The organism is Arcicella aurantiaca, from assembly GCF_003148625.1.
GTDB classification, from domain to species: Bacteria; Bacteroidota; Bacteroidia; order Cytophagales; family Spirosomataceae; genus Arcicella; species Arcicella aurantiaca.
Genome location: NZ_QGGO01000010.1, coordinates 134547 through 160230, shown reverse-complemented (window position 1 = coordinate 160230; position 25684 = coordinate 134547). Strand labels below are relative to the sequence as shown.

Annotated in this window: 13 protein-coding genes; 8 read left to right on the top strand and 5 right to left on the bottom strand. The window is 35.7% G+C overall.

Features of this window, described 5'->3' with window-relative positions; translation table 11 throughout:
* Window positions 1-17: 17 nt before the first annotated feature.
* Window positions 18-3275, bottom strand: a complete 3258-nt coding sequence (locus tag LV89_RS11350; protein ID WP_158279570.1) for a SusC/RagA family TonB-linked outer membrane protein — start codon at window positions 3273-3275, stop codon at window positions 18-20.
* A gap of 1020 nt (window positions 3276-4295) precedes the next feature.
* Here LV89_RS11350 and LV89_RS11345 point away from each other — a divergent pair.
* Window positions 4296-7895 carry a VCBS repeat-containing protein gene (locus LV89_RS11345; protein ID WP_109743014.1) on the top strand — a complete coding sequence of 1200 codons (3600 nt, stop codon included), beginning with the start codon at window positions 4296-4298 and terminating at the stop codon, window positions 7893-7895.
* 205 nt (window positions 7896-8100) lie between these two features.
* Here LV89_RS11345 and LV89_RS11340 read toward each other — a convergent pair whose 3' ends face one another.
* On the bottom strand, window positions 8101-9765 hold the full coding sequence (locus LV89_RS11340) for an AMP-binding protein (RefSeq protein WP_109743013.1): 1665 nt from the start codon (window positions 9763-9765) through the stop codon (window positions 8101-8103).
* A 521-nt stretch (window positions 9766-10286) separates the two neighbouring features.
* Entirely contained in the window at window positions 10287-11054 is a 768-nt protein-coding gene (locus LV89_RS11335; protein ID WP_109743012.1) for a biotin--[acetyl-CoA-carboxylase] ligase, read from the bottom strand.
* Window positions 11055-11254: 200 nt separating this feature from the next.
* Here LV89_RS11335 and rsfS point away from each other — a divergent pair, with 200 nt between their 5' ends.
* From rsfS to LV89_RS11320, 3 genes are all read left to right on the top strand, one after another.
* On the top strand, window positions 11255-11635 hold the full coding sequence (rsfS, locus tag LV89_RS11330; protein ID WP_109743011.1) for a ribosome silencing factor: 381 nt from the start codon (window positions 11255-11257) through the stop codon (window positions 11633-11635).
* Between the two features lie 263 nt (window positions 11636-11898).
* The gene (gene ftsH, locus LV89_RS11325) at window positions 11899-13935 is read left to right on the top strand and encodes an ATP-dependent zinc metalloprotease FtsH (RefSeq protein ID WP_109743010.1); all 2037 of its coding nucleotides are present in this window, start codon (window positions 11899-11901) and stop codon (window positions 13933-13935) included.
* A 653-nt stretch (window positions 13936-14588) separates the two neighbouring features.
* Window positions 14589-19871, top strand: a complete 5283-nt coding sequence (locus tag LV89_RS11320; RefSeq protein WP_158279569.1) for an Ig-like domain-containing protein — start codon at window positions 14589-14591, stop codon at window positions 19869-19871.
* Between the two features lie 58 nt (window positions 19872-19929).
* Here the strand turns inward: LV89_RS11320 and queG are convergent, their stop codons facing one another.
* On the bottom strand, window positions 19930-20856 hold the full coding sequence (queG, locus tag LV89_RS11315; protein WP_109743008.1) for a tRNA epoxyqueuosine(34) reductase QueG: 927 nt from the start codon (window positions 20854-20856) through the stop codon (window positions 19930-19932).
* Between the two features lie 207 nt (window positions 20857-21063).
* Window positions 21064-21522, bottom strand: a complete 459-nt coding sequence (locus LV89_RS11310; protein ID WP_109743007.1) for a GyrI-like domain-containing protein — start codon at window positions 21520-21522, stop codon at window positions 21064-21066.
* An 856-nt stretch (window positions 21523-22378) separates the two neighbouring features.
* On the opposite strand from LV89_RS11310, the gene LV89_RS11305 reads away from it, so the two are divergent.
* The 4 genes from LV89_RS11305 (at window position 22379) to pheS (ending at window position 25603) form a co-directional block, all read left to right on the top strand.
* Window positions 22379-23809, top strand: coding sequence for a circularly permuted type 2 ATP-grasp protein (locus tag LV89_RS11305; protein WP_109743006.1), 1431 nt, complete (start codon window positions 22379-22381; stop codon window positions 23807-23809).
* A gap of 40 nt (window positions 23810-23849) precedes the next feature.
* Window positions 23850-24080: a hypothetical protein gene (locus tag LV89_RS11300; protein WP_109743005.1), complete on the top strand. Its 231-nt coding sequence runs from the start codon at window positions 23850-23852 to the stop codon at window positions 24078-24080.
* Entirely contained in the window at window positions 24061-24480 is a 420-nt protein-coding gene (locus tag LV89_RS11295) for a putative toxin-antitoxin system toxin component, PIN family (RefSeq protein ID WP_109743004.1), read from the top strand. The genes LV89_RS11300 and LV89_RS11295 overlap by 20 nt, the downstream gene beginning before the upstream one ends.
* Before the next feature lie 85 nt (window positions 24481-24565).
* Window positions 24566-25603: a phenylalanine--tRNA ligase subunit alpha gene (gene pheS, locus LV89_RS11290; RefSeq protein WP_109743003.1), complete on the top strand. Its 1038-nt coding sequence runs from the start codon at window positions 24566-24568 to the stop codon at window positions 25601-25603.
* The last annotated feature ends 81 nt before the right edge of the window (window positions 25604-25684 follow it).

The window sequence follows — 25684 nt, the reverse complement described above, 5'->3', positions numbered from 1 at the left end:
AAATGGATTTTGTACTATTAAAAATCGAATGACGCTGAGAAAGTGTACATTCTTGATGATGGATAACGACCATTATCAAAGCCGGGAACGCCCGCTGAAGTACCAACTTCTGGGTCGTAACCGCTATATTTTGTAATAGTGAAAGCATTTTGCACACCGCCCGAAACTCTCAAACCGTTCAGTGGTAAATACTTGTTCAAAAACGCTTTTGGCACATTATAAGTCAATTGAATATTTTTTACTCGCAAATAAGAACCGTCTTCAACAAATTGGTCGGTAGCACGTCCATTGTTTCCGTAGCTTGAATAAGCAATTCTCGGAACGGTTGTTCCCGGATTTAAGAGCGTCAAGGTTTCCGTTAAAGTATTGCTACTTGGTACGGCAAAATTGATAGCTTCTTTGTATGCACCGTGAATGAAGTTTCTGAAAGCACTATTATCAAATCTCATTTGGTTGAAAATCTGATTCCCGTAAACTCCTTGCATAAAAATTGATAAGTCAAAACCTTTGTAAGAGAAATTATTAGTAATACCAAAAGTGAATTTTGGCCAAGGATTCCCGATAAATGTTCTGTCTTTATCATCAATTACTTGAACATTTTTACCTAAAACGGGGTCAAAATATTCTGTTTTATCAATATTTACATATTTCACGTCTCCAACCCAAGCTTGTCCCGGAGCTATTTGTACGTTTGTTGGCAAAGCCGCCGTAGTTAAATCTTTATAGTTTTGAATTAAACCATCTGCTTTATATCCGTAAAATTGGAAAAGAGGTTGCCCCACAATTGAACGAGAAATAACTCTACTAAACCAAGGGAAACGGTCAATAATTGCTCTGTCGGTATTTAATTTCAATAATTTATTTCTATCCAACGAAATATTGAATCCACTTTTCCAAGTTAAAGAACCTGCATTTTTACCTTGAATTGGCGTAGTATTGATTGAGAAACCAAACCCTCTGTTTTCCATATCGCCAATATTAACTACGGGAGCTCCAATACCACCTTGTCCAGACGTACCCGCATAAGCTGGTAAAGGAAGGTCTGTAATCAAGTCGGAAGTTCTTCTTAAATACGCATCAAATACAATTTGGATACGGTCTTTCAAAGCGTGTAAATCAAAACCGATGTTATAAGTCTGCGTGTTTTCCCATTTGATGTCAGGGTTCGGGAATTTACCTGCTAAAAATCCTTGTCCCGACTGTGTAGCGGCGGTGCTTAAAGGAGCATACGTGTTTTTGCCCCAATATTGATTACCAGTCGTTCCCATTTCAACTCTCAATTTTAAGTCATTGATAGCCGTAATATCCTGCATAAAAGGCTCTTTGGTAACTCTCCAAGCAGCAGAAACAGACGGAAAATAACCCCATTTATTATTAGGTCCAAAATATGACGAAGCATCGGCTCGGTAAGTAGCTTGGAAAATATATTTATCGTCATAAACATAACCTACACGTGTGAAATACGATTCTTGCGAGTTATCGTCTCTTGTACTTCCGCTCAATGACGTTTTAGGGTCGCCCAAACTTAATTCTGATAAAGCATTATTGGTAAAACCTGTAACTCTACCCGACAATTGCTCATAAAAACCATACTGAGCTTCATGCCCTACGGTAATATTTACATCATGTTTTTGTAAGAATTTCTTTGAGTAATTTAAGCGTTGGTTGGTACTCCAATAATAATTATTACCAGCGTATCTTTCAGAAGTAGAAATTGGATTTCTCGCTCCAGCCGTCAAAGCATTTGCTCCGAAAGTATAAGAAGGACGGAAAATTGCTCTTGTATCATTCCCAAAATTACCGTTAAATTCTCCATGAAATGTAAAATTTTTCAAGAACGTAAGGTCGGCGTAAATAGTACCGAATGAAGTTATACGTTTGAAATCATTGGTATTGGTGTAAGCCAATGCCACAGGGTTTGTAATTTGAGCAGAATAGTTGGTTGAGCCACTTCCAGGAAGTGGCACATCTTGTGGCCCTCCGAAAGAACCGTCTGGATTATATACTGGTGCATTTGGTGATTGTTGAATGGCGGTACTAATGATATTGTCTTCGTTGATTGAAAGCTTTTCTGCCGTTCCAGAAACAGAAAGATTTGTTCCGATTTTCAGATAATTACGTAGTTTACTTTCTACGTTTACTCTGAACGATTTTCTGTCAAATCCTGAATTGGGTGCAATTCCTTCCTGATTCATCAATTCAGCCGAGATATAATAAGTCGTTTTTTCATTACCACCACTAATTGAAAGTTGTTGCTTTTTCATGGCAGCCGTTTTGAATAATGCCGCTTGCCAATTTGTTCCTTCTCCCAAAATAGAAGGGTCTGCAAATTGTGCATTATAGCCCGAACCAACTGCTTTTGCCCACGCATTACTGTAAGTTGCGTATTCTCTCAAATTCATCATCGGTAACTGATTAGGCAAACCTTGTAAGTTATACATCGACGTGAAATTTACTTTGGCATCACCTGCTTTCCCTTTTTTGGTTGTTACTACAATTACGCCATTGGCTGCTTTTGAGCCATAAATTGACTGTGCCGAAGGACCACTCAAAACGTTCATCGACTCAATATCATCAGGGTTTATGCTTGAAAGTACGTTTGACTGTCCGTCAGAGCCAACTCCTTGTGTTGGAGCATCTTGCGGAACGATTTGTACCCCATCAATTACATACATCGGTTGTGTATTTCCGTTGATAGTTGAAAGTCCACGAATATAAATAGCGGCTGCACCACCGGGTTTTCCAGAATTGCTGGCTACATATACGTTAGGGGCTCTTCCTTGCAAGGCTTGGTCGAGTGTGGTATTGACCGTTCTTTTTAATTCGGTTTCGCCAATATTTGTTTGAGCTCCCGAAAGTAAACGTTTGCTTGAAGAACCGTATCCAACGACTACAACTTCATCTAATGACGACGCATTTTCTTGCAATAAAACATTTACCTTGTTTCGTCCTGCAACTTTTACTTCTTGTGAAACATATCCCACCGACGAAACCAATAAGGTAGCATTGCTTGAGGCTTCAATTGAATATTCTCCAGCCGAGTTAGCAGTTGTTCCGCTCGATGTTCCTTTAATCATAACGTTAGCTCCCGGAATAGGCTGATTGTCTTGCCCTGAAATGATTTTTCCAGCTATTTTCTGAGTTGCTCCTGCCGTTTTTTGAGCCGATGTTTCAATAATTTGAAACAGAAATAACAGGCAAATCAATGAAAATGTCATCCATTTGCTTGGTGCTACTTGGGGTGGCAAACCTTTTTTTAGAAGAAGTTTTTGCATAGTAATTGTTAAAATTGATTGTTGGGTTTTAACTAACATTTATTCAAAATGACAGTTTTAAATGTGGTCTATTCGGAAATGATTTGTGTGTTTAAAAAGGTTTAAAGGTTAAAATTGCAAAGTGTATTTGCCAATAAAATGATGAGTGTAATAATATAAGTTAAGTGTTTTGAGTATATTAATAAAGTTCAAAATTAAATGTAATTTATACCATTTGCATCAGCGTTTACCCTTGATTCAAAAACTCAGGGTTTACCCTTAGTTTTATTATTTTTTTATGAGTTAACATTGGCGTTTGGTATGAGGAATAGACTAAGCTGAGAATGTTTTTATTCTTTGAATAAGTGAATTTGAATCAGTAATAAAAATTAAACTGTGAGGGGAAACAGAGAGCTTATGGAGTAAGTATTCTCAATGAATTAAACAGAAAAACAGGTATTTAACCGTAAGAGTATGAAAATTAAATTTTGTTTTTTTGGTAGTAATAGGTGATGAAAATGATTTTTTTTGCATTTGAAATGGATATTTTAGAGAGTTTTTGTGGAAAATAAGTGAAAATTAAACTGGTTTATTTTGATTTTGCAAAAATGTACAAGACCGTGTTTCTTGAAAATGCTATGAAGATATTTTTTGAAAAATAAGTAACATTTTATCGTTTAAAGTGTTACTGTAATATAATTGAAAATGTAATTTTATCTTATTCCTGTCAAATAATTAAAGACAATTCTATGTAAGAAAATACTTTCAAACAGGTTAGTTCATCATAGAATTTGAGTTATTTTTTGAGAAAATTGAAATTTGTCGCCCCAACACACATTATTAACTAAGTTATATTTTCTGTTTTTGCCTCTTAATTGAAAATTTCATTTTTTAAATGAAAAAAAGCAGATAAATCAATGTTTTTTATCGCAAAATCACACCGAGATTAATCATAGTTTGTTCTAAAAGATATATTGCAAATTAGGCTATTATTTACTTTGACAATCACCCATAATAGTTTTCTTAAAATCTAAAAATCTGATGATTCATAAATTACTCATCGTGTTTTTTTTTGTCAGTTTTCTTTGTTCTTGTAGCAATAAAAACGACGAAACGCTTTTTACTAAACTTCCTGCTGATAGCACGGGTATAACCTTCGTAAACCGTATTGTTGAAACCAATGCACGTAACGTTTTTAATTTCGAATATGTGTATAATGGCGGAGGGGTTGCACTCGGAGATTTTAATAATGATAAATTGGTTGATGTTTATTTCACTGGAAATCAAGTAGAAAATAAATTGTATTTGAACAAAGGGGTAACCCCAAAATCATCATTAAGATTTGAAGACGTAACTCAAAAAAGTAAAGCAACAGGAGAGGGACGTTGGTGTGCTGGGGCAACTGTTGTGGATATTAACAATGATGATTTGTTAGATATTTATGTGTCAGCTACGGTGAATAATACGTCTGACCGCTTGGAAAATATGATGTATGTAAACCAAGGTGTAGATAAAAACGGTATTCCGATTTTTAAGGAGATGGCAAAAGAATATGGAATTGCTGATACCTCTCATACTACAAATGCTGCCTTTTTTGACTATGATAATGACGGAGATTTAGACCTTTTTTTATTGGTAAATGAAATGGAAAAAGTACGTTTTCCAAACAAATACGTAGATAAAATAGTAGATGGGAGTTCTAAACGGACTGACAGATTATATGAAAATGATGGAACAAATGCCAAACCACATTTTACCAATGTCTCAAAACAAGCAGGGATTTTAATTGAAGGCTATGGTTTGGGCGTAAATATTACGGATATTAACCGAGATGGCTGGAAGGATATTTATGTTACCAATGATTTTTTGTCGGATGACATTATGTACATTAATAATGGGAACGGAAACGGTTCGTCGCCACGATTTACTGACCACGCCGCCGAATATTTTAAACATACTTCCTATTCTGCCATGGGTAATGATGTGGAAGATTTGAATAATGATGGATTGATGGATATGGTGGCATTGGATATGGTTCCTGCGGACAATTATCGAAAAAAAATGATACTTCCTGCCAACAATTATTCTAATTATCAAAACAGTGAAAAATTCCATTATAATCATCAATATCCAAGAAATACACTTCAGGTAAATCAAGGAATTAATCCGAAAACGGGTCAACCCATATTTAGTGAAATGGGTTTGTTGGCAGGCATTGCCGAAACAGACTGGAGTTGGTGTCCGATGGTAACAGATTTTGACAATGATGGTTTGCGAGATATTATTATTTCAAATGGCTTTCCCAAAGACGTTACCGACCATGATTATTTGGCTTATGGGTTTCAACAAGCTGTACAAAGACGAGCTACTTTAGAACAGCTTTTGGGAATGTTGCCTTCGGTGAAAATACCAAACTATGCGTTTAAAAATATGACTACCAATACAGGAGCATCACCTCAATTTGAGGATGTTTCAAAATCATGGGGAATCAATACACCCAGTTTCTCGAATGGTTCAGCCTACGCAGATTTGGATAATGATGGCGACTTAGATTATGTCGTCAATAATATCAATGACTCTGCTTTTGTTTACCGCAATAATACCATTCAATTGAAACCCGAAGAAAGTCATTTTTTAAGAATAAAATGTAAAGGATTAGCCAATAATATCAACGGAATTGGGGCTTGGATTGATGTTTCGTACAATCATGGAGAGAAACAAGTTTATGAAAATACTCCGTACAGAGGGTATCTTTCAACGATAGAAAACGTGGCTCATTTTGGTTTAGGAAAAACTGCAATAATAGATGAAATAAAAGTGACTTGGCAAAGTGGGAAAGTAAGTATTTTGAAAAATGTGAAAGCTAATCAAACTCTGATTATTGATGAAAATACGGCAATTGATGCTCTTGAAATAGAAAAAAATAATCAGCAATTGGCTTTATTCCAAGATGTTACTGATGATTTAGGTTTTGAGTTTACACATCAAGAAAATGATGCGATTGATTTTAATATTCAAAAATTATTACCCCACAAACTCTCTCAGTATGGCCCTGCAATAGCCGTTGGCGATGTAAATAATGATGGTTTAGAGGACGTTTTTATTGGTGGAGCAACTAATCATAAAGGTACATTTTTAGTACAAAATAAAGCAGGGAAATTCACGAAAAAAGACTTGATTAAGGGAGAAACCGATGCCACGAAGTTTTCGGAAGATATGGGCGTTGTACTCTTTGATGCAGACCACGACAATGACCTCGATTTGTATGTTGTAAGTGGTAGTAACGAAGCCCCTGTTGGACTTTTTATGTATCAAGACCGTCTGTATGAAAATGACGGAAAAGGGAATTTTACCGAGAATATAAAAGCTTTACCACCTTTTCTAAAAAGCGGTTCTTGTGTAAAAGCTGTTGATTATGACCACGATGGTGACCTCGACCTTTTTGTGGGTGGACGTATGGAAGTGAACACCTATCCGAAGCCTGTGAGTAGTTATATTTTAAGGAATGATTCTAAAAATGGGGTCCATTTTACAGATGTTACGGCTCAATTTGCTCCAGAATTACAGAATATTGGCTTGGTTTGTGATGCTCTCTGGACGGATTATGACAATGACGGTTGGCAAGATTTAATGTTAGTAGGAGAGTGGATGCCTATTACAATCCTGAAAAATAATCAAGGTAAATCGCTGGAACGTATTGATAATAAGGAATTTGGTTCTCAAATTGGTTTTTGGAATAGCATTGCGTCTGGAGATTTTGATAATGACGGTGATACCGATTATGTAGCTGGCAATTTAGGTATCAATACAATGAACAAGGTTTCTGATGAATTTCCCTTATCTGTTTATGGAAAAGATTTTAATGCCGATGGTTTGTATGATGCCATTCCGACGGTATTTTTTCCTGATAAAGACAAAAATCGTTACGAAGTTCCCTTTCATACTCGTGATGATTTGATAAAACAAATGACCATTTTACGGGAAAATTTTGATAATTATGATAAATATGCCAAAGCCGATATTAAAGGAGTTGTATCAGAAAATGACTTGAAAGATGCTTTGATATTAAAAGCTAATGTTGTTAAAACCAGTTATATAGAGAATTTAGGAGAAGGCAAATTTAAAATAACACCTTTACCCATTCAAGCACAAATTGCTCCGATTTTTGGAATGTTAATGGAAGATTTTAATGCCGATGGAAATCTTGATATTTTAATGGTTGGCAATGATTTTGGCAATGAAGTTTCCGTCGGACGATTAGATGCTTTCAATGGTTTGTTGCTCATAGGAAATGGAAAAGGAAATTTTAAAGCCTTAACACTTTCTCAAACAGATTTTTTAGTCTCAGGAGATGCCAAAGGTTTGGTGCGAGTAAGCAATGCACAAGGGAATTCTGTCATTATGGCAACTCAAAATAAAGGAGCGTTGAAATCTTTTAGCTTGGGGAAATCTTTACAGACAAAAGCCCTAAAACCAAATGATACCGTAGTGATTGAAAACTTGAAAAATGGCAAAAAACGCAAAACGGAAATTAATTACGGAACTTCATTTTTATCGCAATCTTCAAGAAGTATTTTGATTTCTCCTAATGTGAAATCGGTAGAAGTGATTGATTATCAGGGTAGAAAGAGGAGGTTGTGATTGTCGTCTGAACTATGATTATTATGATTTAGAGATTATAGGATTATTCACGCAAATTAATCTTAAAGTCTTAATTAAGGTCGCCGTCGTTCTGAACGACGGCGACCTTTGAGACAATATTTTCTTATAAATGAATACTATAATCTTCAAATCCTACGATTCTCATAAATTAACCCTAAATCATACAAAATCGCAATTCTGAAAATCACTCAAAAACCACTTTTTCTTCCAATTCTTCCCAAAGCTCAACTTGGTTTTTGTAATAATTTTCAACCACATTTCGCTTGATTTTCATGGTTGGCGTAAGCATATTATTTTCCACCGTCCATAAATCCTTTACTACAACTGCTTTTCTGAGAGCTTCATAATTTTTAAAATTTGGATTCACTCTTTTGAGCGTTTCTTCCAAACTTTCCATCAAATTTTCTCTTGGCATATTTTTACCAATTTCCGATGGAACAATTAAGGCAATCGGTTGAGAAAGTCCCGTGCCAACCACACAAACTTGCTCAATAACAGGATTTACCAAAAGCATATTTTCGATAGGAGCGGGGACAATATATTCGCCCTTCGCAGATTTGAACATATCTTTTACCCGACCCGTAATTTTTAAATATCCTTCCGAATCAATTTCGCCCATATCGCCTGTACAAAGCCAACCATCTTTCAAGAGTGATTCCGTTAAAATAGGTTCTTTGTAATATCCAATCGTATTCCAAGGGGCTTTCATTTGAATTTCGCCAGTTTCTGGGTCAATTCTGGTTACAACTTTTGGATATGGTTTGCCAACTGTGCCACTTTTTATCGCATCGGCGGGCATCATGGAATGAGCTCCTACATTTTCAGACATTCCGTAGGCTTCTCTGATAGTTATGCCTAATTTTTTGTACCAATCCAACAGACTTGGAGGCATTGGTGCGGCACCTGTCAAAATTATTTTTGCATTAGAAAGCCCTAAACCTTTTTGGATTTTACCTTTAATGACTGCTTTGATAACGGGAATTTTCAGAAGCATATCCAAGCGACTTTGAGGCATTTTGGCAAGAATTCCTAATTGAAATTTCGTCCAAATCCGTGGAACTGCCAAAAAATGCGTTGGCATAGCCGTTTGGAGGTTTTTCTGGAAACTTTCGAGCGTATCTGCAAAGAAAACCGTTCCGCCCGTAGCCATACTTGCGGCTTCAACAATGTTTCTTTCGGCAATGTGGCAGAGTGGTAAATAGGAGAAAAAACGAGCGTTTGGCAAATCCAAAGCAACTTCGTCTTTTGTGTACGTAATTGCTTCAATAATTGCTCCATACGTGAGCATTACGCCTTTGGGTACGCCTGTTGTACCTGAGGTGTAAATAATGGTACAAATGTCTTCGTATTTGGGTTGGATATTCTCTTGGAGAGGTTCATGAGCATCAATAATGCTATCCCATTCGTCCATTTCTGTACTTGGACAACCGTCATAAAAACTTGGATAGGCAATACATTTTACGCTCTCTGGAATACCCGCTTTCATGGTTGCCCAACTGTCTAATTTGCCCACAAACAGGACTTTACATTCTGAATGTACTAAAACTTGATTGATTTGCTCGTCGATTAAAGTTGGGTAAAAAGGCACAGAAATATGTCCTGCCATAGCAATTGCTAAATCGGAGATAATCCAATGAGCACAATTTTTAGAAACAATTCCGATATGGCTTTTTTCGGGCAAATTCATCGCTTTCAAAGCAGTCGCCATTCTTCGAGCTTGATTTCCCGTTTCAGCAAAAGAATAATGTTTGTAATCATCTCCCAAAGGCTGGCTGAGATAAATATTTTCGGGCGTGTTAATTTCCCAATGATAGAAATTTTCTACCAAAGATTTATATTCTTGAAGCATGGTTAAGTGTTTTTAGAAAATGTACAATAAGTTATTAAATTTTGCGTAATTTAATTACATTTGTTCTTGAAAAATTTCAATTATTAAAACTTTTCAATCCTAACCATAAAACACATAATCATGAAATTACAAGCAGTATTTCGTACTCTACTTATTAGTGGTTTGTTACTAATACTTGGATATTTCTTCTTTCAAAGTTTCGATTCGTTTGGTTCGCTGTCTTTTAAAAAGCCATAATTTTTGTAAGTACGTTGTTTAATTTTACTTTGGCACTTTAAAAAAAGATGAAAATTTGGACATTTACCGTTCAACTTCCCGAAAGTTTTGAACTTTCGGGAAGTTCTCCAAAAGTCAAATTTGCCCCATTTATTTAAAGTGCCAAAGTAGAATTAATAAGTTATTTACCTACAATGGATATTGTTTCGAGAATTTCTTTCGGATAATTAAGTTTCCCCAAATAGCTTATTATACAGTGTCATAAGTCATAAAAAATCTGTCCTAAATAGAAGGACTTACAACTTCTAAATCACAAACTCTACTTCTTTAAAATCAAAATACAAAACGCCTCCTTCTGTTTCAATGCCTAATTTTCCTGTTTCATCAATGCCAATAATTTGCCCTGTGAATTGTTGTCCATCTCTTCTAAAATAATGATATTCTTGAAAACGATACATATTGGCTAAGTATCTGTCTTTCAGTGATTCATAATCTCCATTTTTAATTCTTAGATAGTTTTTTTCCAAGTTTTCTAAGAGTTTAGAAAGCATTTCAGCAAGGTCATATTTCAAAGGATTTTGACTTACTTTTCGTAGCGAAGTAGCCCTTGGATGTCCAAATTCCATTTGGTTAATATTCAGCCCAATTCCAACCACAGAATAACCAATATGATAGCCTTGTAAAGTGTTCTCAATCAAGATTCCACCCATTTTTTTGTCTTCACAATAAATATCGTTCGACCATTTTACGCTTAGATTTTCATCGATAAATTCAGATAAAAAATCAAAAACGCCAAGAGAAACAGCCACGTTTAGCTGAAACTGTTCACTTGCTTTTAGGAAAGTAGGTTTAAAAATGACTGAAAACGTAAGGTTTTCACCAATAATTGCCTCCCAAACGTTGCCTCTTTGCCCACGTCCAGCGGTTTGATTATCGGTAATTATGACTGTTCCTTCAAAAACGTTAATTCCAGACTGAATCATTTCAGCAGCAATATCGTTAGTTGAATGACACTTTGACAGATATTTCAGCGTTTTGCCAGTAAATAATGTATTGGGTTGAATTTTGTACAAGGTTATTTTGTAATTTTAAAGTCTAAAATGATTATTGAGTTTGACAACTAATTAATTGCCTATCTTGTGAAGTTATGGTGTGTGATTGGAATATCAAAACTCATAGATTACGAAAACTCAAAAACATTAAATAAATAAAGGTAAGAAATAGTCAGGTTCTCAATTTTTAAAACTAATGACTAAAAGATTACAGCTAAAAAATGACAGAAGTTAAAGTGAAAAAAGATATCAGTTCAGAAGAATTGAGCCAGATTGTGGTAAAAGGAATGCAAGAAAGAAAGGCATTGAATATTGTGGTGATGGATATGAGACAAGTAAAAAATGCTTTTACCGATTTCTTTGTGGTGTGTTCGGGTACTTCGGATACACAAATTGATGCCATTGCGGACTCAGTTGATAAAGAAGTTTGGGAAGCTACTCGTCAAAATCCACGTAGTATGGAAGGAAAATCTAATCGTGAATGGATTTTGGTAGATTATTATGACGTAATTGTTCACGTTTTCAAGAAAGACCGTCGTGAATTCTATAAATTAGAAGAACTTTGGGGCGATGCTGAATTTACTTACATCGAAGAAGAGTAATAGTGAATTGATAAAATTATTAGTTGTGAATAAATACAATTCATAACTAATAATCCATACCTCATAATCCTATCTTACCACTCCTCACGAAAAACAAGAGTAAGAAACAAAATTGTTAATCAGTACGTTTTTTAAAATACAGTTTGAGGCAAACACAAAATTTGAAGATTTAAAAATGCGATTGTTGAAAATAATTTAATTACCTCATTTTTAAATCAACATATTTAACTAACCTAACACCTCAAAATAATAATTATACAAAAATGGCAGAAAATAATAGTGAAGATAACAAACCACAGGGCTTTCCAAAGCGTCGTACCAATCCAACGGGTAATGGTTTTCAAGGCTGGTTAGTAATAGGATTGGTGATTGCTTTAATTAGTATTTACTTTCTAAGCAAAACTCGTATCTTAAAACAAGTTGACCAAGCTCAATATGAGCAAATGGTTTTGAATAAAGAAATTTCAAAACTTACCATTTTAAAAGGAAAAGAAGTAGTAGAAATTACACTCAAGAAAGATTTCTTAAATAAATATAAAAGTGAGTTGACCGAACAAGGAACGTCGGCGGCTGGCCCTCAATTTGAAAAAGAAATTACATCAAGTGATTCTTTTGTAGCAGAATTGAACGAATTGCAGAAAGACATTCCTCGTGCAGAACGTGTTCATGCTACGGCAGAAGAACGTTATGGTATTTTAGAATTTATCATGGGCCCGGGATTTTTCATTTTGTTCTTGGTGGCTATTTACTTCATGTTCTTCCGTATGGGTGGAGCAGGTGGCCCTGGTGGACAAATTTTCAATATTGGTCGTTCAAAAGCTACTTTGTTTGATGGTGATGCTAAAGTTAAAATTACCTTTAACGATGTGGCAGGTCTTGACGAAGCCAAAGAGGAAATTCAGGAAATTGTAGAGTTCTTGAAAAACCCTAAGAAATTTACAGATTTAGGAGGTAAAATTCCGAAAGGAGCTTTATTAGTAGGCCCTCCGGGTACAGGTAAAACCCTTTTGGCAAAAGCTGTTGCGGGTGAAGCAGGCGTACCGTTTTTCTCATTATCAGGTTCAGACTTTGTTGAAATGTTTGTGGGAGTTGGTGCAGCACGTGTTCGTGACTTATTTAAACAAGCAAAAGAAAAAGCTCCTTGTATCATCTTTATTGATGAAATTGATGCCGTTGGACGTTCTCGTGGACGTGGTGCTATGCCAGGTTCTAATGATGAAAGAGAAAATACATTGAACTCTTTATTAGTAGAAATGGACGGTTTTGCAACCGATTCTGGTATTATCATCATGGCAGCAACTAACCGTCCTGACGTTTTAGATTCGGCTTTATTACGCCCTGGTCGTTTCGACCGCCAGATTTCTGTTGATAAACCAGACATTATTGGTCGTGAGGCAATCTTTAAAGTACACTTGAAGCCTTTGAAATTAGCTGCTGATATTGACCCTAAAGAATTATCAGCTCAAACTCCGGGTTTTGCAGGTGCAGAAATTGCCAATGTTTGTAATGAAGCTGCATTGATTGCTGCTCGTAGAGGGAAATCTGCCGTTGATATGAAGGATTTTCAAGAAGCAATGGATAGAGTAATTGGTGGATTGGAAAAGAAAAACAAATTGATTTCTCCAGAAGAAAAGAAAATTGTTGCTTATCATGAAGCAGGTCACGCTATTGCAGGGTGGTTCTTAGAACACGCTAATCCATTAGTGAAAGTAACAATTGTACCACGTGGTATTGCAGCATTAGGATATGCTCAGTATTTACCAAAAGAACAATTCCTTTATCGTACAGAACAGTTGATAGATGAAATGTGCGTAACGCTTGGTGGACGTGTTGCGGAAGATATTATTTTTGGAAAAATATCAACTGGAGCTCAAAATGATTTAGAGCGTATCACTAAATTGGCATATAGTATGGTGACAGTTTATGGTATGAATGATAAGTTAGGAAATGTTTCTTTCTATGATTCTAAAGGTGGAAATGAATATAATTTTAACAAACCATATTCAGAACAAACTGCCCGTGAAATAGATGAAGAAGCTCGTAAAATCATAGCATTAGCTTATGAACGTACCAAAAATTTATTGACTGAAAAACAAGATAAATTAGAAATCTTAGCTCAAGAATTATTGGTAAAAGAAGTTTTATTCCAAAGTGACTTGGAGCGTTTGGTAGGGGCTCGTCCTTACGAACAATTAACTACTTATCAGGAGTTTACAAGAAACGAGGATAAAAAAGCGGCTGACCTTGAAAAAGCAAATACTACTAAAGAAGCAGAAGCTGAATTGCCCGCAGAAAGCTAAATAGATAGATAAATCATTAAAAGCCCTGTTCAATTTTATTGGACAGGGCTTTTTTTTATGGGTATTTTCTCTCAAATATCTCTAATCGAATAATTTATACTGAATTCCTTGAAATCTTGTATAGATGTCCATCAAAAATGAAATTTGGCATTGTTTATGCCATTAGATAGTCAAATGTAAATGATTTTAATGTTTTCCGCCTTTAAAAACGAATTATGTCAATTACATTTTATTGCCCGCCACAATTACTTTATAAATGATGTTTGCATAGTGTTAGAGATGTTTTTTATTGTTGCTTATTGTTTCAAAATTGACCCAATAATTACAAGATTTTAATTAACTACTAATCTTTAATAAGTGTTGAAACTACCACATCATTTTGATGGTACAATCCAAAACCGTATTAGTGTGTCCTTACTATAAGGAAGCGATTTCGTTCAATATTTGAGTTAAATCTGAAAGATTGATTATTGTTCACAGGAAGATATTTTAACCTGTGAAACAACACGTTTGTTCGTTTCATATTATTCCTATTTGAAATTCAGATAAGATGGATAATAATTATAGGATTCACATTATTTATCAGGTTAAAATTTTAGCAATTAACCTCTGGAATCAATATAAAAATCATTTTATCACTTACTACTATGCAGATGACTCGAATTTTATTCCCACAAAATAGGGTTTTAGGTATTGGTATATCTTTAATCTTACTAATATCTGTTTATGTAGGGCTATCCTTTGAATTATATGCAAATAATGACGGGAACTATATTCATAAACCATCACAAATATTTCCATTAAAAACTACCAATGTTGATGGAATATTTCGCTTCAATATGCTTGGTTCTAAATTGTCATTGAATGATGATTTGAAGAATTTTGAGCTTAAAAAATCATTGCCCAGTTGCGACAATGGTTCTTCTCCATTTAGTATTTATTCTGTTGATTTTAGCAATGGAACGCTAACCTTTATTTTCAATGCTTCAAATTTGAGTCAGGGCAAATGGAAGATATTTAAAGACACAACCGTTATTGCAAATGGTGTTTTCAGTCCGACTTCAAATACTATCAATTTATCGGTTGGTAGCTTGGCATCTAATACATATAATTTTGTGATAGAAGGAGTAAGTTGTACGGGTAGTGCTTCAAAAAGTTTTACAGTAAATAATACCACGCCGCCGCCACCACCTCCAACAGTGGGCATTAGTTGTAATAATGGTTCAACACCTTTCAGTGTTTTGTCAATAGCGTACAATCAAGGCAAAACAACTTTTGAAGTAAATGCCAATAACTTTTCGTCAGCGAAATGGTCACTTTATCAAGATACGACACTTATCAGAAATGCTAATTTTTCTGTGACTAATAATATAATGACCCTTAATACTGGGGCAATCACAGAAGGTAATTATACTTTTCAGTTAGATGGTGTTTCTTGTGATGGAAGAAGTCGTAAAAATTTTAGAGTTGCAACTCCTTTTATACCTGAGTCCACTATCACCGTAGCACCTTGTAATACAGATAATATATTGTTTGTTGTGACGGGTGAAAGTAATGCAGGTGGTCGTGCTTTGAATACCGAATTGAGTAGTTTGGAATTAACGCAGAGAGATTCCCTGAAAATTCTAAATAACGAAAATTTAAACTTTGAGAGCTTAAAAGTTGGAGAAAATAATCTTTTAGGACACTTTACGCTGATTAACGGAACAACTCACGGATTGGAAGTTGCTATTGCTAATAGAGTAAGACAACAAACGTTTTATAATAAAAAAGCATATTTACTAAAAGCTGGACAAGGCAAAAGTCTTGTTACTGATTGGGATACTTCTGGTGTTTATTTCAAATCTTTAGTGACTCGTATAAAAGCTGCCAAACAAAATTTAGTAAGCAGCAATGTTAGTTATAAAACCGTGATTTTGTATTCACAAGGTATTAACGATTTGCTATCGGGCGTGTCGAGTGTTACTTGGAAAGCAAATACTAAAATTCATTTTCAAAATTTGAGAAATGAATTAGGCGAAAATACGCCCATTATTATGACCAAATTTATGCCTCAATACAGTGGTTATAATGGTGTAATTGATGAAATATGTAGTGAATTAACCAATACTTATTCTGTGGATACTTGGGATGCAGGCTTGGCTGATGATAAACATTGGAATGCCAATGGTTTAAAACTCATAGGGGAAAGAATGTTGACCATTGTTGAACGGTTTAATTTTGCCAGTGCTAATAGAAGTGCCACCGCTTCTTCGTCGGCATTAGTAAATGTATCTCCAGCAAGTCTTTGCGAAGGAAGTAGTCAATTATTGACTGCTATTGCTAACAATGGCGGAAATGCTCCACTTTTTCAATGGTATAAAAATAATGAAGCTTTACCCTTTTTTACCAATAAATTTACAAGTGATGGTTTGGGTAATAATTTAGTCAATAGTGTAGCGGTTCTTAACGACAATCAAATTTATGTAGGAACTGCCAAAGGTTTGAGTATCTCGACTGACGGAGGAAATACTTTTACCAATAGAATCACCAATGGAAAACCAAGTAGTAATAGTATCAGAGGAGTAGCTGTTTCTTCTTCTGGTGTAATTTACGTAGCTACTGCCTTTGACGGTGTAAATATCTCAACTGATGGCGGAGTAACTTTTTCTTCTAAAAAAACGGCTCAAGGTTTAACTAATAATAATACTCGTGGAATTGCAGTGGATGCCAACGGAAAAATTTATGTGGCAACCATGACAGGTTTAAGTATTTCAACTGATGGTGGAAATAGTTTTTCAAGTAGAAATGCAAATCATGGCTTACCTTCTAATAGTATTCAATGTGTGTTTGTGGGTAGTGATGGAAAAATATATGCAGGTACAAGTTCGGGTGGAATAGGAATTTCAAGCGATGGAGGAAATCATTTTAATACTTATAACACAAATAATGGATTAGGTGATGATAACGTCTTCAATATTTATGTAAGTAATACAGGAAAAATATACGCTGCCACTGCTTTTGGTTTGAGTATTTCCAATGATGGAGGTAATCATTTTAGCAATATTACTACTTCTAATGGTTTAGGAGATGACTATGTGTATTGTGTTGCGGTAAGTCCAGACAATAGAATATTTGCAGGAACTTATGGTGGAGGTTTGAGTATTTCAAATGATGGTGGAGTAACCTTTAATAATTATACCATAGGAAATGGTTTGGGAGACGACCGTGTAAGAGCTATGGCTATAAATAGTACAGGAAAATTATTCGTTGGAACAACAGGAAGTTTAAGTATTGGTAATCAGAATATTTACAATGTTACCAATGCCAAAGCCAATGATAATTATTCTGTATCAATGTCCACCATTTGTCCAATTACGAAGGTGAGTACAGCTTCGTTTGTTATAAGTCCAGCTCCATCTTTGCCAACCGTAGCAGATAAAGCCATTTGTTCAGGTACAACTACAACACTTTCAGGTACTTGTAGTGTTGGTAGTTTGATTTGGTATAGCTCCGATACAAGTACAACACCTTTAGGAACAGATACTTATACTACTGATGTGATTGCAGCAAATACTGATTTTTATGCGACTTGTCAGTCAGGTTCGTGTACAAGTAACAGAGTGAAATTGACTGTTACTGCAAGCCAAGTACCAGCTAATCCTGTTGTCAATAATCAAAATATTTGTAGTGGAAACAACACAACTCTTTCAGCATATTGTGCTACGGGAGTTGTTACGTGGTATGCTTCGGCAACAGATACCATTCGTTTGGGTGTTAATAATTTTGGAACTCCTATTCTTACAGAAAGTGCAAACTATTATGTAAGTTGTAATTTGCCCAATTTATCGTGTAACAGTAGCAGATTATTAGTTGCAGTGAATGTATCCACAACGCCACCATCGCCAACAACTGCCAACACAACAATTTGTAAAGGAAGCACCACTCTTTTGACTGCAACGTGTTTGGCGGGAGTAGCAACTTGGTTCAATTCTACTAACAGCACTTCTGCTTTAGCAAGCGGAACTTATACGACACCTGCTTTAACGACCAATACTGACTATTATGTAGAATGTAAAGTAACGAATAACGTGCTTACTTGTAACAGTGTAAGAACAAAAATTACCGTTACCGTTAATGATATTCCAACGACTCCAACAGGCAATGGTATGTTAATCTGCTATAATACAACGGCATCATTAACCGCAACTTGTTTGACAGGAACACAAACTTGGTATAGTGGAGTTGCCAGTGAAACGGTTTTAGGTTCAGGCAGTTTTACAACGCCTGCATTGACTACAACAACTGATTATTATGTAAGTTGTGAGTCGGGCGGGACGACTAACTGCCGTAGTTCAAGATTAAAAGTAACTGTAACGGTAAATCCAATGATTACACCACCTGTTGGATTAACAAACCAGAGTGTTTATGCTGGAAATACAATAGCCCTACAAGCCACAGGTTGTACAGGCACAGGTTTTTCTGTAAAATGGTATGAATCAACAAATAACACTTTGGTTCAATTGCCCGTTGCTCCAACTGCAACGAAAAGTTATTACGCCAAATGCGAACAAGTCGTTAATTCATTAACTTGTGCATCGTTGAAAAGTACGGATATTTCTTTGACTGTTATCAGACGAGTATTTGTGGATAGTACAAAAGTATCAGCCACTACACAAGACGGAAATACATGGGCTACTGCTTATGGAAATTTAGTTACGGGATTAGCTTCGGCAAGTAGTGGAATAGAGGTTTGGGTAGCAAAGGGAACTTACAAGCCAACCACTACAAACACCAGAACAATCTCTTTTACTGTACCTTCGGGCGTGAAAGTTTATGGAGGTTTTGCAGGAACAGAAACGTTATTGACACAAAGAAATGCCAATAATTCTCCAAGCATATTAAGCGGTGAAATTGGCGATTTAGGCGTAAATACCGACAATTCGTATCACGTTGTTACTTTTGATGCTACTGATAATAACACCGTTTTAGATGGTTTTATCATCACAGGTGGAAATGCCAATTTTACAAGCATTACAGAATTAAGCGTTCCTTATACCGCCACGACCACAGCTACGGATAATACAGGCGGTGGAATTGTGGTTAAGAATACCGCAAATCCAACTATCTCAAATTGTACTATTAAATTAAACAGTGCCAAAGTTGGCGGAGGCATTTTTTGTGCAAACGGAAGTTTTGCCAAGATTTTAAGCTGTAAAGTAATAGGGAATATTGCCAGCATTGGCGGAGCTATTTATACCCAACAAAACAGTAATATTTGGGTGAAAAATGCTCAGATTTCTGGTAATAAAGGAAATGGAGAAGCTTTTTATAATAATTCAACAACGCCATTGGTTGTAAACTGTACTATTGTGGGTTCTGGAGGAAGTACGCAAGCGGTTTATAATGGAACAAGTAGTCCTTCGATATTTCAGAATTGTATTATTTGGGGATATACTAATTTGTTCAACGATACCCAATCGAGCGTAAGTTATAGTAATTTATCTGGTGATTATGCGGGTGTTGGCAATAGTAATACAGACCCTCTTTTTGTAAGTGCTTTGCCCGTAAGTGGGAGTGTTTCTGTGGCAGGAAATTTTCATTTGACCTCAGTATCACCTATGATTGATGGTGGAAGTAATACGTTTGTAAGCACAACAGATAAGGATATTGAACAAAATACTCGCATTTTTGGAAATGGAAGAGTGGATGTTGGAGCTTTTGAATTTCAGGGTTCAAGAACGGGTGGCACTATCACAAGTATTAAAACGGGAAATTGGGAAGATGGCTCAACGTGGGATGCAGGACGCAAACCTTACGCAGGTGATGTGGTAATCATTTCGACAAATCATATTATTTCAATCAACAGTATCGGCATTGCCAAAACCATTCAATACGGTGTAAATACAAGTTTGAAATTTATGTCGAGCAGTACAGGTTTGCAGATAGGAATTTAAGTGTTTTAAAAGAAAAAAAGGCAGGCATCGTTTTGAATGGTGCTTGCCTTTTTTTGTTTTACCCCAAAAACTCAACATTCCGTCTCAAACCATCAAATTTTGTCCGCTTCAAAGGAGATTTTTTGAATATTTCTTTGAAAACATCTTCCGTGATTTCTTGCCAATCGGCATTGGTAAAATGTTGTAAATCAGGATGTAAATTAAAGTGTGGTTCTTGATGAGGTTTTGAAAAACGATTCCACGGACAAACATCTTGGCAAACATCACAACCGAAAACCCAATTGTCAAACTTCCCTCTCATGTCTATCGGAATGGCTTCTTTTAGTTCAATCGTAAAATAACTGATACATTTTGAGCCGTCCACGACAAAAGGCTCAACGATTGCCCCCGTCGGACAAGCGTCTATACAACGGGTACACGTACCGCAATAATCTTTGATTTCATGGTCGTATTCCAATTCCAAATCAATGATTAATTCGGCAATGAAAAAGAAACTTCCTTGTTTTTTATTAATAAGATTTGAGTGCTTCCCAATCCAACCCAAACCACCTTTTTTCGCCCAAACCTTATCCATCACAGGGGCAGAATCCACAAAAGCACGCCCGCCCACTTCGCCAATTTCTTGATGAATAAAACTCAAAAAGTGTTTCAGCTTGTCTTTGATAACAAAGTGATAATCAGTTCCGTAAGCGTATTTCGAGAGTTTTATGTCGTCTTTCCCTTCGGGTAAACGTTGGTCGGGATAATAATTAAAAAGCAAAGAAACCACCGATTTTGCATCATCAACCAATAATCTTGGGTCGAGGCGTTTGTCAAAATGGTTTTCCATGTATTGCATTTTGCCATGCTGATTAGCTTTCAACCAATTTTCCAATCGTGGAGCTTCTTCTTCCAAAAATCCAGCCTTTGAAATACCACAGAAATCAAAACCTAATTCATGTGCCTTTTGCTTGATTTGTTGGGTGTATTTTGTTGGGTTTTGCATGGAGACTGTTTTGCCACGAAGGCATGAAGTTGTTGAGGTTTTTATTGCGAAGTTACTATTTTTTGACACCGCTTGCACTGATTTGCAATCAGTGCATAAATGGTCTGGCGACTGTGTCGCACTTTCTTTGTAGCGTTAAAAACGCAAAACCAGTCCACCCCCACTGGTTCAAGCGTCCTCGCTTGAACTCCTTCGTGGCAAAATTACTTAATCAACCGAAATAAAAATATCCACCTCTGCATTTTCTGGATTTTGGGCTTTTTCACCATAAATTTCAAAATCAGCCTTAAAACTTCTTGGTAAATCTGAATCCCAAATTTTTAGCCATTCATTAAAAACCATGCCTTGCAAGATATTTCCTTGAGCAGTGATTTTATGATAATTACCTTCAGCAAAACTTTTACCGACCATTCCGTTTGGAATATTATCTAAACTTTCGACTTTACAACCCAAAAGTGTGGTATAGGGTTTGGTATGGTCTTTTTCGTAATCGGTATAAATGCAATAAATCGAATGGTCAATTTTATTTGGGATTTTTTCCAAAATGCCTTCGTTCATAAATTTTTGCCATAATGTTGGAATATCAATGCCTGATTTTCCATTTTCATTAGTTGTTCTTATAGCAATGCCAATAATGCTAAATGTGTTGATTTTTTGATGATTCATGTCTGATTTTATTTGTTCAAACGCAAAAGTAAAATCAGCTTATGACAGCCCTATGTCAGAGGTTTATAAACTCCTCAATATTTTTACATTCTATTTCGGCTGTAATTGATGTATCTGTCATTTGTTCGTTATTTTTTAAACAAAATAAGAACATTTCAACGTTTCGGACAAGACTGATTGCAAATCGGGGCGAGCGTGGAGCTTTTATTTCAACCAAAACAAATACGAATATCTAATCAAAATAATAGAATATATTAATAAAATCATTCCATAAAATAACCTATCTTTTTTATTTATTAATACAGAATTATAAAAGATGATGCTAATTCCGATAAACCCTAAAAAAAATACTAAATATCTATATTCGTTCATGTTATGAATTACATTTAATCCTATTAGGAATCTGTAAACCACAGGCACAAACATAAAAATGAATCCATATAATTTTAAATTCTTCATTTATTTACAGTATTGACTGCATTTATCGTTAATATTATCATTATATTCTTCGTAGGCTTTAATTATTTGCTTTTGACCCCACTGGTTCAAGCGTCCCCCCACTGGTTCAAGCGTCCTCGCTTGAACTTTTATTTTAACAATTCTTGCCGCCCCACTGGTTCAAGCGTCCTCGCTTGAACTTTTATTTTAACAATTCTTCCCCAGTTCCAATGCTTACGCACGAGTGGTTCAAGCGAGGACGCTTGAACCAGTTCCTTCGTAGCAAAAGCCCATTATTCTAAGTAATTTCACTCAATTTCAATGAAATCAAGATTTTTTAAATGTTACTTCCAGATTAAATTTTGTAAAACACCATAAATCTACTAAATTACAAGAACAAGTAAAATTTATAAAGCCTATGAATTTCAGTTTTGAGAATTACCAAACCGAAGGTTTCTTCGATGAAATGTTTGATGCACAAGGCAATGTGCGAATGGGATACGAGGCTTTTAAAGAACGTGCAGAGCAATTGAAAATTGAAGAATTTGTGCGTCGCCACCAAGCTGCGGAGCGTTCTTTAATGGCAATGGGTATTACCTTTAATGTTTATGCCGAAAATGAAGGTACGGAGCGAATTATGCCCGTTGATATTATTCCGAGAGTGATTGAAGCAGAAGATTGGAAACGTACAGAAAAGGGCTTGATTCAGCGTATTACGGCTTTAAATATGTTTTTGGACGATATTTATCACGACCAAAAAATCCTAAAAGACGGTATCGTACCCCGTGAATTGATTGAAACTTCTAAAGATTTCTTGCGTCCGTGTATCGGTATTCGTCCGCCCAAAGGCATATATATACACATCACAGGAACAGATTTAATTCGTGGAGACGATGGTAAATTTATGGTTTTGGAAGACAATCTTCGTTGTCCGTCGGGCGTGTCATATATGCTCGAAAACCGTGAGTTATTGAAGCGTACTTTTCCCGAAGTTTTGGGTAAAACTCGTGTACAATCAATCTCCGATTATCCGAATAAATTACTCCAAATGTTACAGCATATCGGCGGAAGACCCAATCCAACAGTTTGTGTATTGACTCCCGGTATTTATAATTCTGCTTATTTTGAACATTCGTATTTAGCTCAACAAATGGGTGTTGAATTGGTTGATGCTCGTGATTTAGTGGTGCATGATGGTTACGTAAAAATGCGTACTACCAAAGGCTTCCAAATTGTGGATGTAATTTATCGTAGAATTGACGATACTTTCCTTGACCCTCACGTATTTAATCCACGTTCAATGATTGGTATTCCAGGAATTTTTGAAGCGTATAAAAAAGGAAGGATTGCTTTGGCAAATGCCCCAGGAACTGGCGTAGCTGACGACAAAGTAATTTATGCTTATGTGCCAAGAATTATTAAATACTACTTGGGCGAAGATGCCATCATTCCAAACGTAGAAACTTATATCTGCGGAGAAGAAGATGACTGTAAATATGTCTTAGAAAATATTGAAAAATTAGTAGTAAAAGAAGCCAACGAAGCGGGTGGTTACGGAATGTTGATTGGTCCAAAGTCAACCAAAGAAGAACAAAATATTTTCAAGGAAAGAATTAAGGCGAATCCGAGAAATTATATTGCACAGCCAACCATTTCATTATCAAGAGTTCCATGTTTGATAGATGACCACGCCGAAGGACGTCACGTAGATTTACGTCCGTACATTTTATATGGAGACGGGGTACAAGTTATCCCTGGAGGTTTAACTCGTGTAGCTTTACGTAAAGGTTCATTAGTCGTAAATTCATCACAAGGCGGAGGCTCAAAGGATACTTGGGTTTTGTATTGATAATTTTTGAGAAAATCATATCTTTGAAAAAAATAAAATTATGAGAACCTTAAATGTTTCTATTTCAGATATTGAATTTAATAAATTTGGTTTAAAGCAAGATAAACTAACTTTTTCAGATTTTGTTGAGCTTATTAGTAAAGAACTGACTCGGCAAAATTTGAATAAATGCTTAGAATTGGCTGATAGATATGGTCTTTCTCAATTGACAATGGATGAAATAACAAATGAAGTAAAAGCTGTTAGAAGAAATGCAAAAAATCGTAATTGATACAAACGTTATTGTGTCAGCACTTATTCAGAGAAGCTACCCTAACTTAATTATTGATACTCTTTTTATTGAAGGAGTATTTCAATTATGCGTTTCTGATGAATTAATGGCTGAATATTACGAAGTTTTAGCCCGACCAAAATTTACGAGATTTCATGATTTTTTCCTGCGTGCAGAATCATTAATGGCTGAAATTGAATCAAGAGCAGTGAAGTATTTTCCTACAATTACGCTTGAACTAATTTCGGATGATGATGATAATATGATTTTGGAACTTGCTGATGAATGTGAAGCGGATTTTATCATTACAGGTAACACTAATGATTTTACATTTCCAATTTATAAACGTACCAAAATTGTTTCACCCAGAGAATATTGGGAAAATTATCGACCTTCCTAAAATAATTGAAAAGGTAAGCCAAGAAATTAGCTTACCTTTTTCTTTTAATACAAAAAATCTAACGACTAATTACTAATTTTGCACCATGCAAGCAAAAATTACCGAGATACATCAGCAAATTGCTGATTTCCAGATTGAGAATAAAGAACAACTTGAAGCCTTCCGTATTGCTTATGTAGGTCGTAAAGGTGTTATTGGAGACCTTTTTGATGGGTTGAAAAATGTTCCACAAGAAGAACGCCGTGCAGTTGGGCAAGAATTAAATGCCTTGAAAGAAGCCGCTCAGAATAAATTTAATGAGTTTCAAGCTTTGATGGAATCTGCTTCGGACAAATCGGTGGCAATTGAATTTGACTTAACACTACCGAATATTCCTAATGAAAATGGAACAATTCATCCATTAACTTTGGTACGTGCCAGAATTATTGAAATCTTTGCTAAAATGGGTTTCAATGTTTCTGATGGTCCAGAAATAGAATCAGATTTTTATAACTTCACGGCTTTAAATTTTGCGGAAAATCACCCCGCACGTGAAATGCAAGATACTTTTTTCATCGAAAAGAAAGGTGGAAATGTAGCAGATGATATGCTTTTAAGAACGCATACGTCTAACGTGCAAATTCGTTTGATGCAAAATCAAAAGCCGCCATTACGTTCTATTATGCCGGGTCGAGTGTATCGTAACGAAGCGATTTCTGCGAGAGCTCACTGTCTTTTCCATCAAGTGGAAGGACTTTATGTGGACAAAAATGTAGGTTTCAAAGACCTGAAAGATACACTTTATTACTTTGCCAAAGAAATGTTCGGGCAAGATACCAAAGTGCGTTATCGTCCTTCGTATTTTCCATTTACTGAACCTTCAGCAGAGATTGACATCACTTGTTTAATCTGTAAAGGAAAAGGATGTAACGTTTGTAAATATACGGGTTGGGTAGAAATTGCAGGTTCTGGAATGGTTGACCCTAATGTTTTAGAACAATGCGGTATTGATTCTCAGGAATATACAGGTTTTGCCTTCGGGATGGGAATTGAACGTATAACGATGTTGAAATACCAAATTAAAGACTTACGATTATTTACTGAAAATGATGTGAGATTCTTACGTCAGTTTGAAGGTTTGTAGGTATGGCACGCAGATGACGCAGGTTTCCAAACACAGATTTACGTAGATTTATAATTTTTGTCCAAAATAAAAATCCTCTTA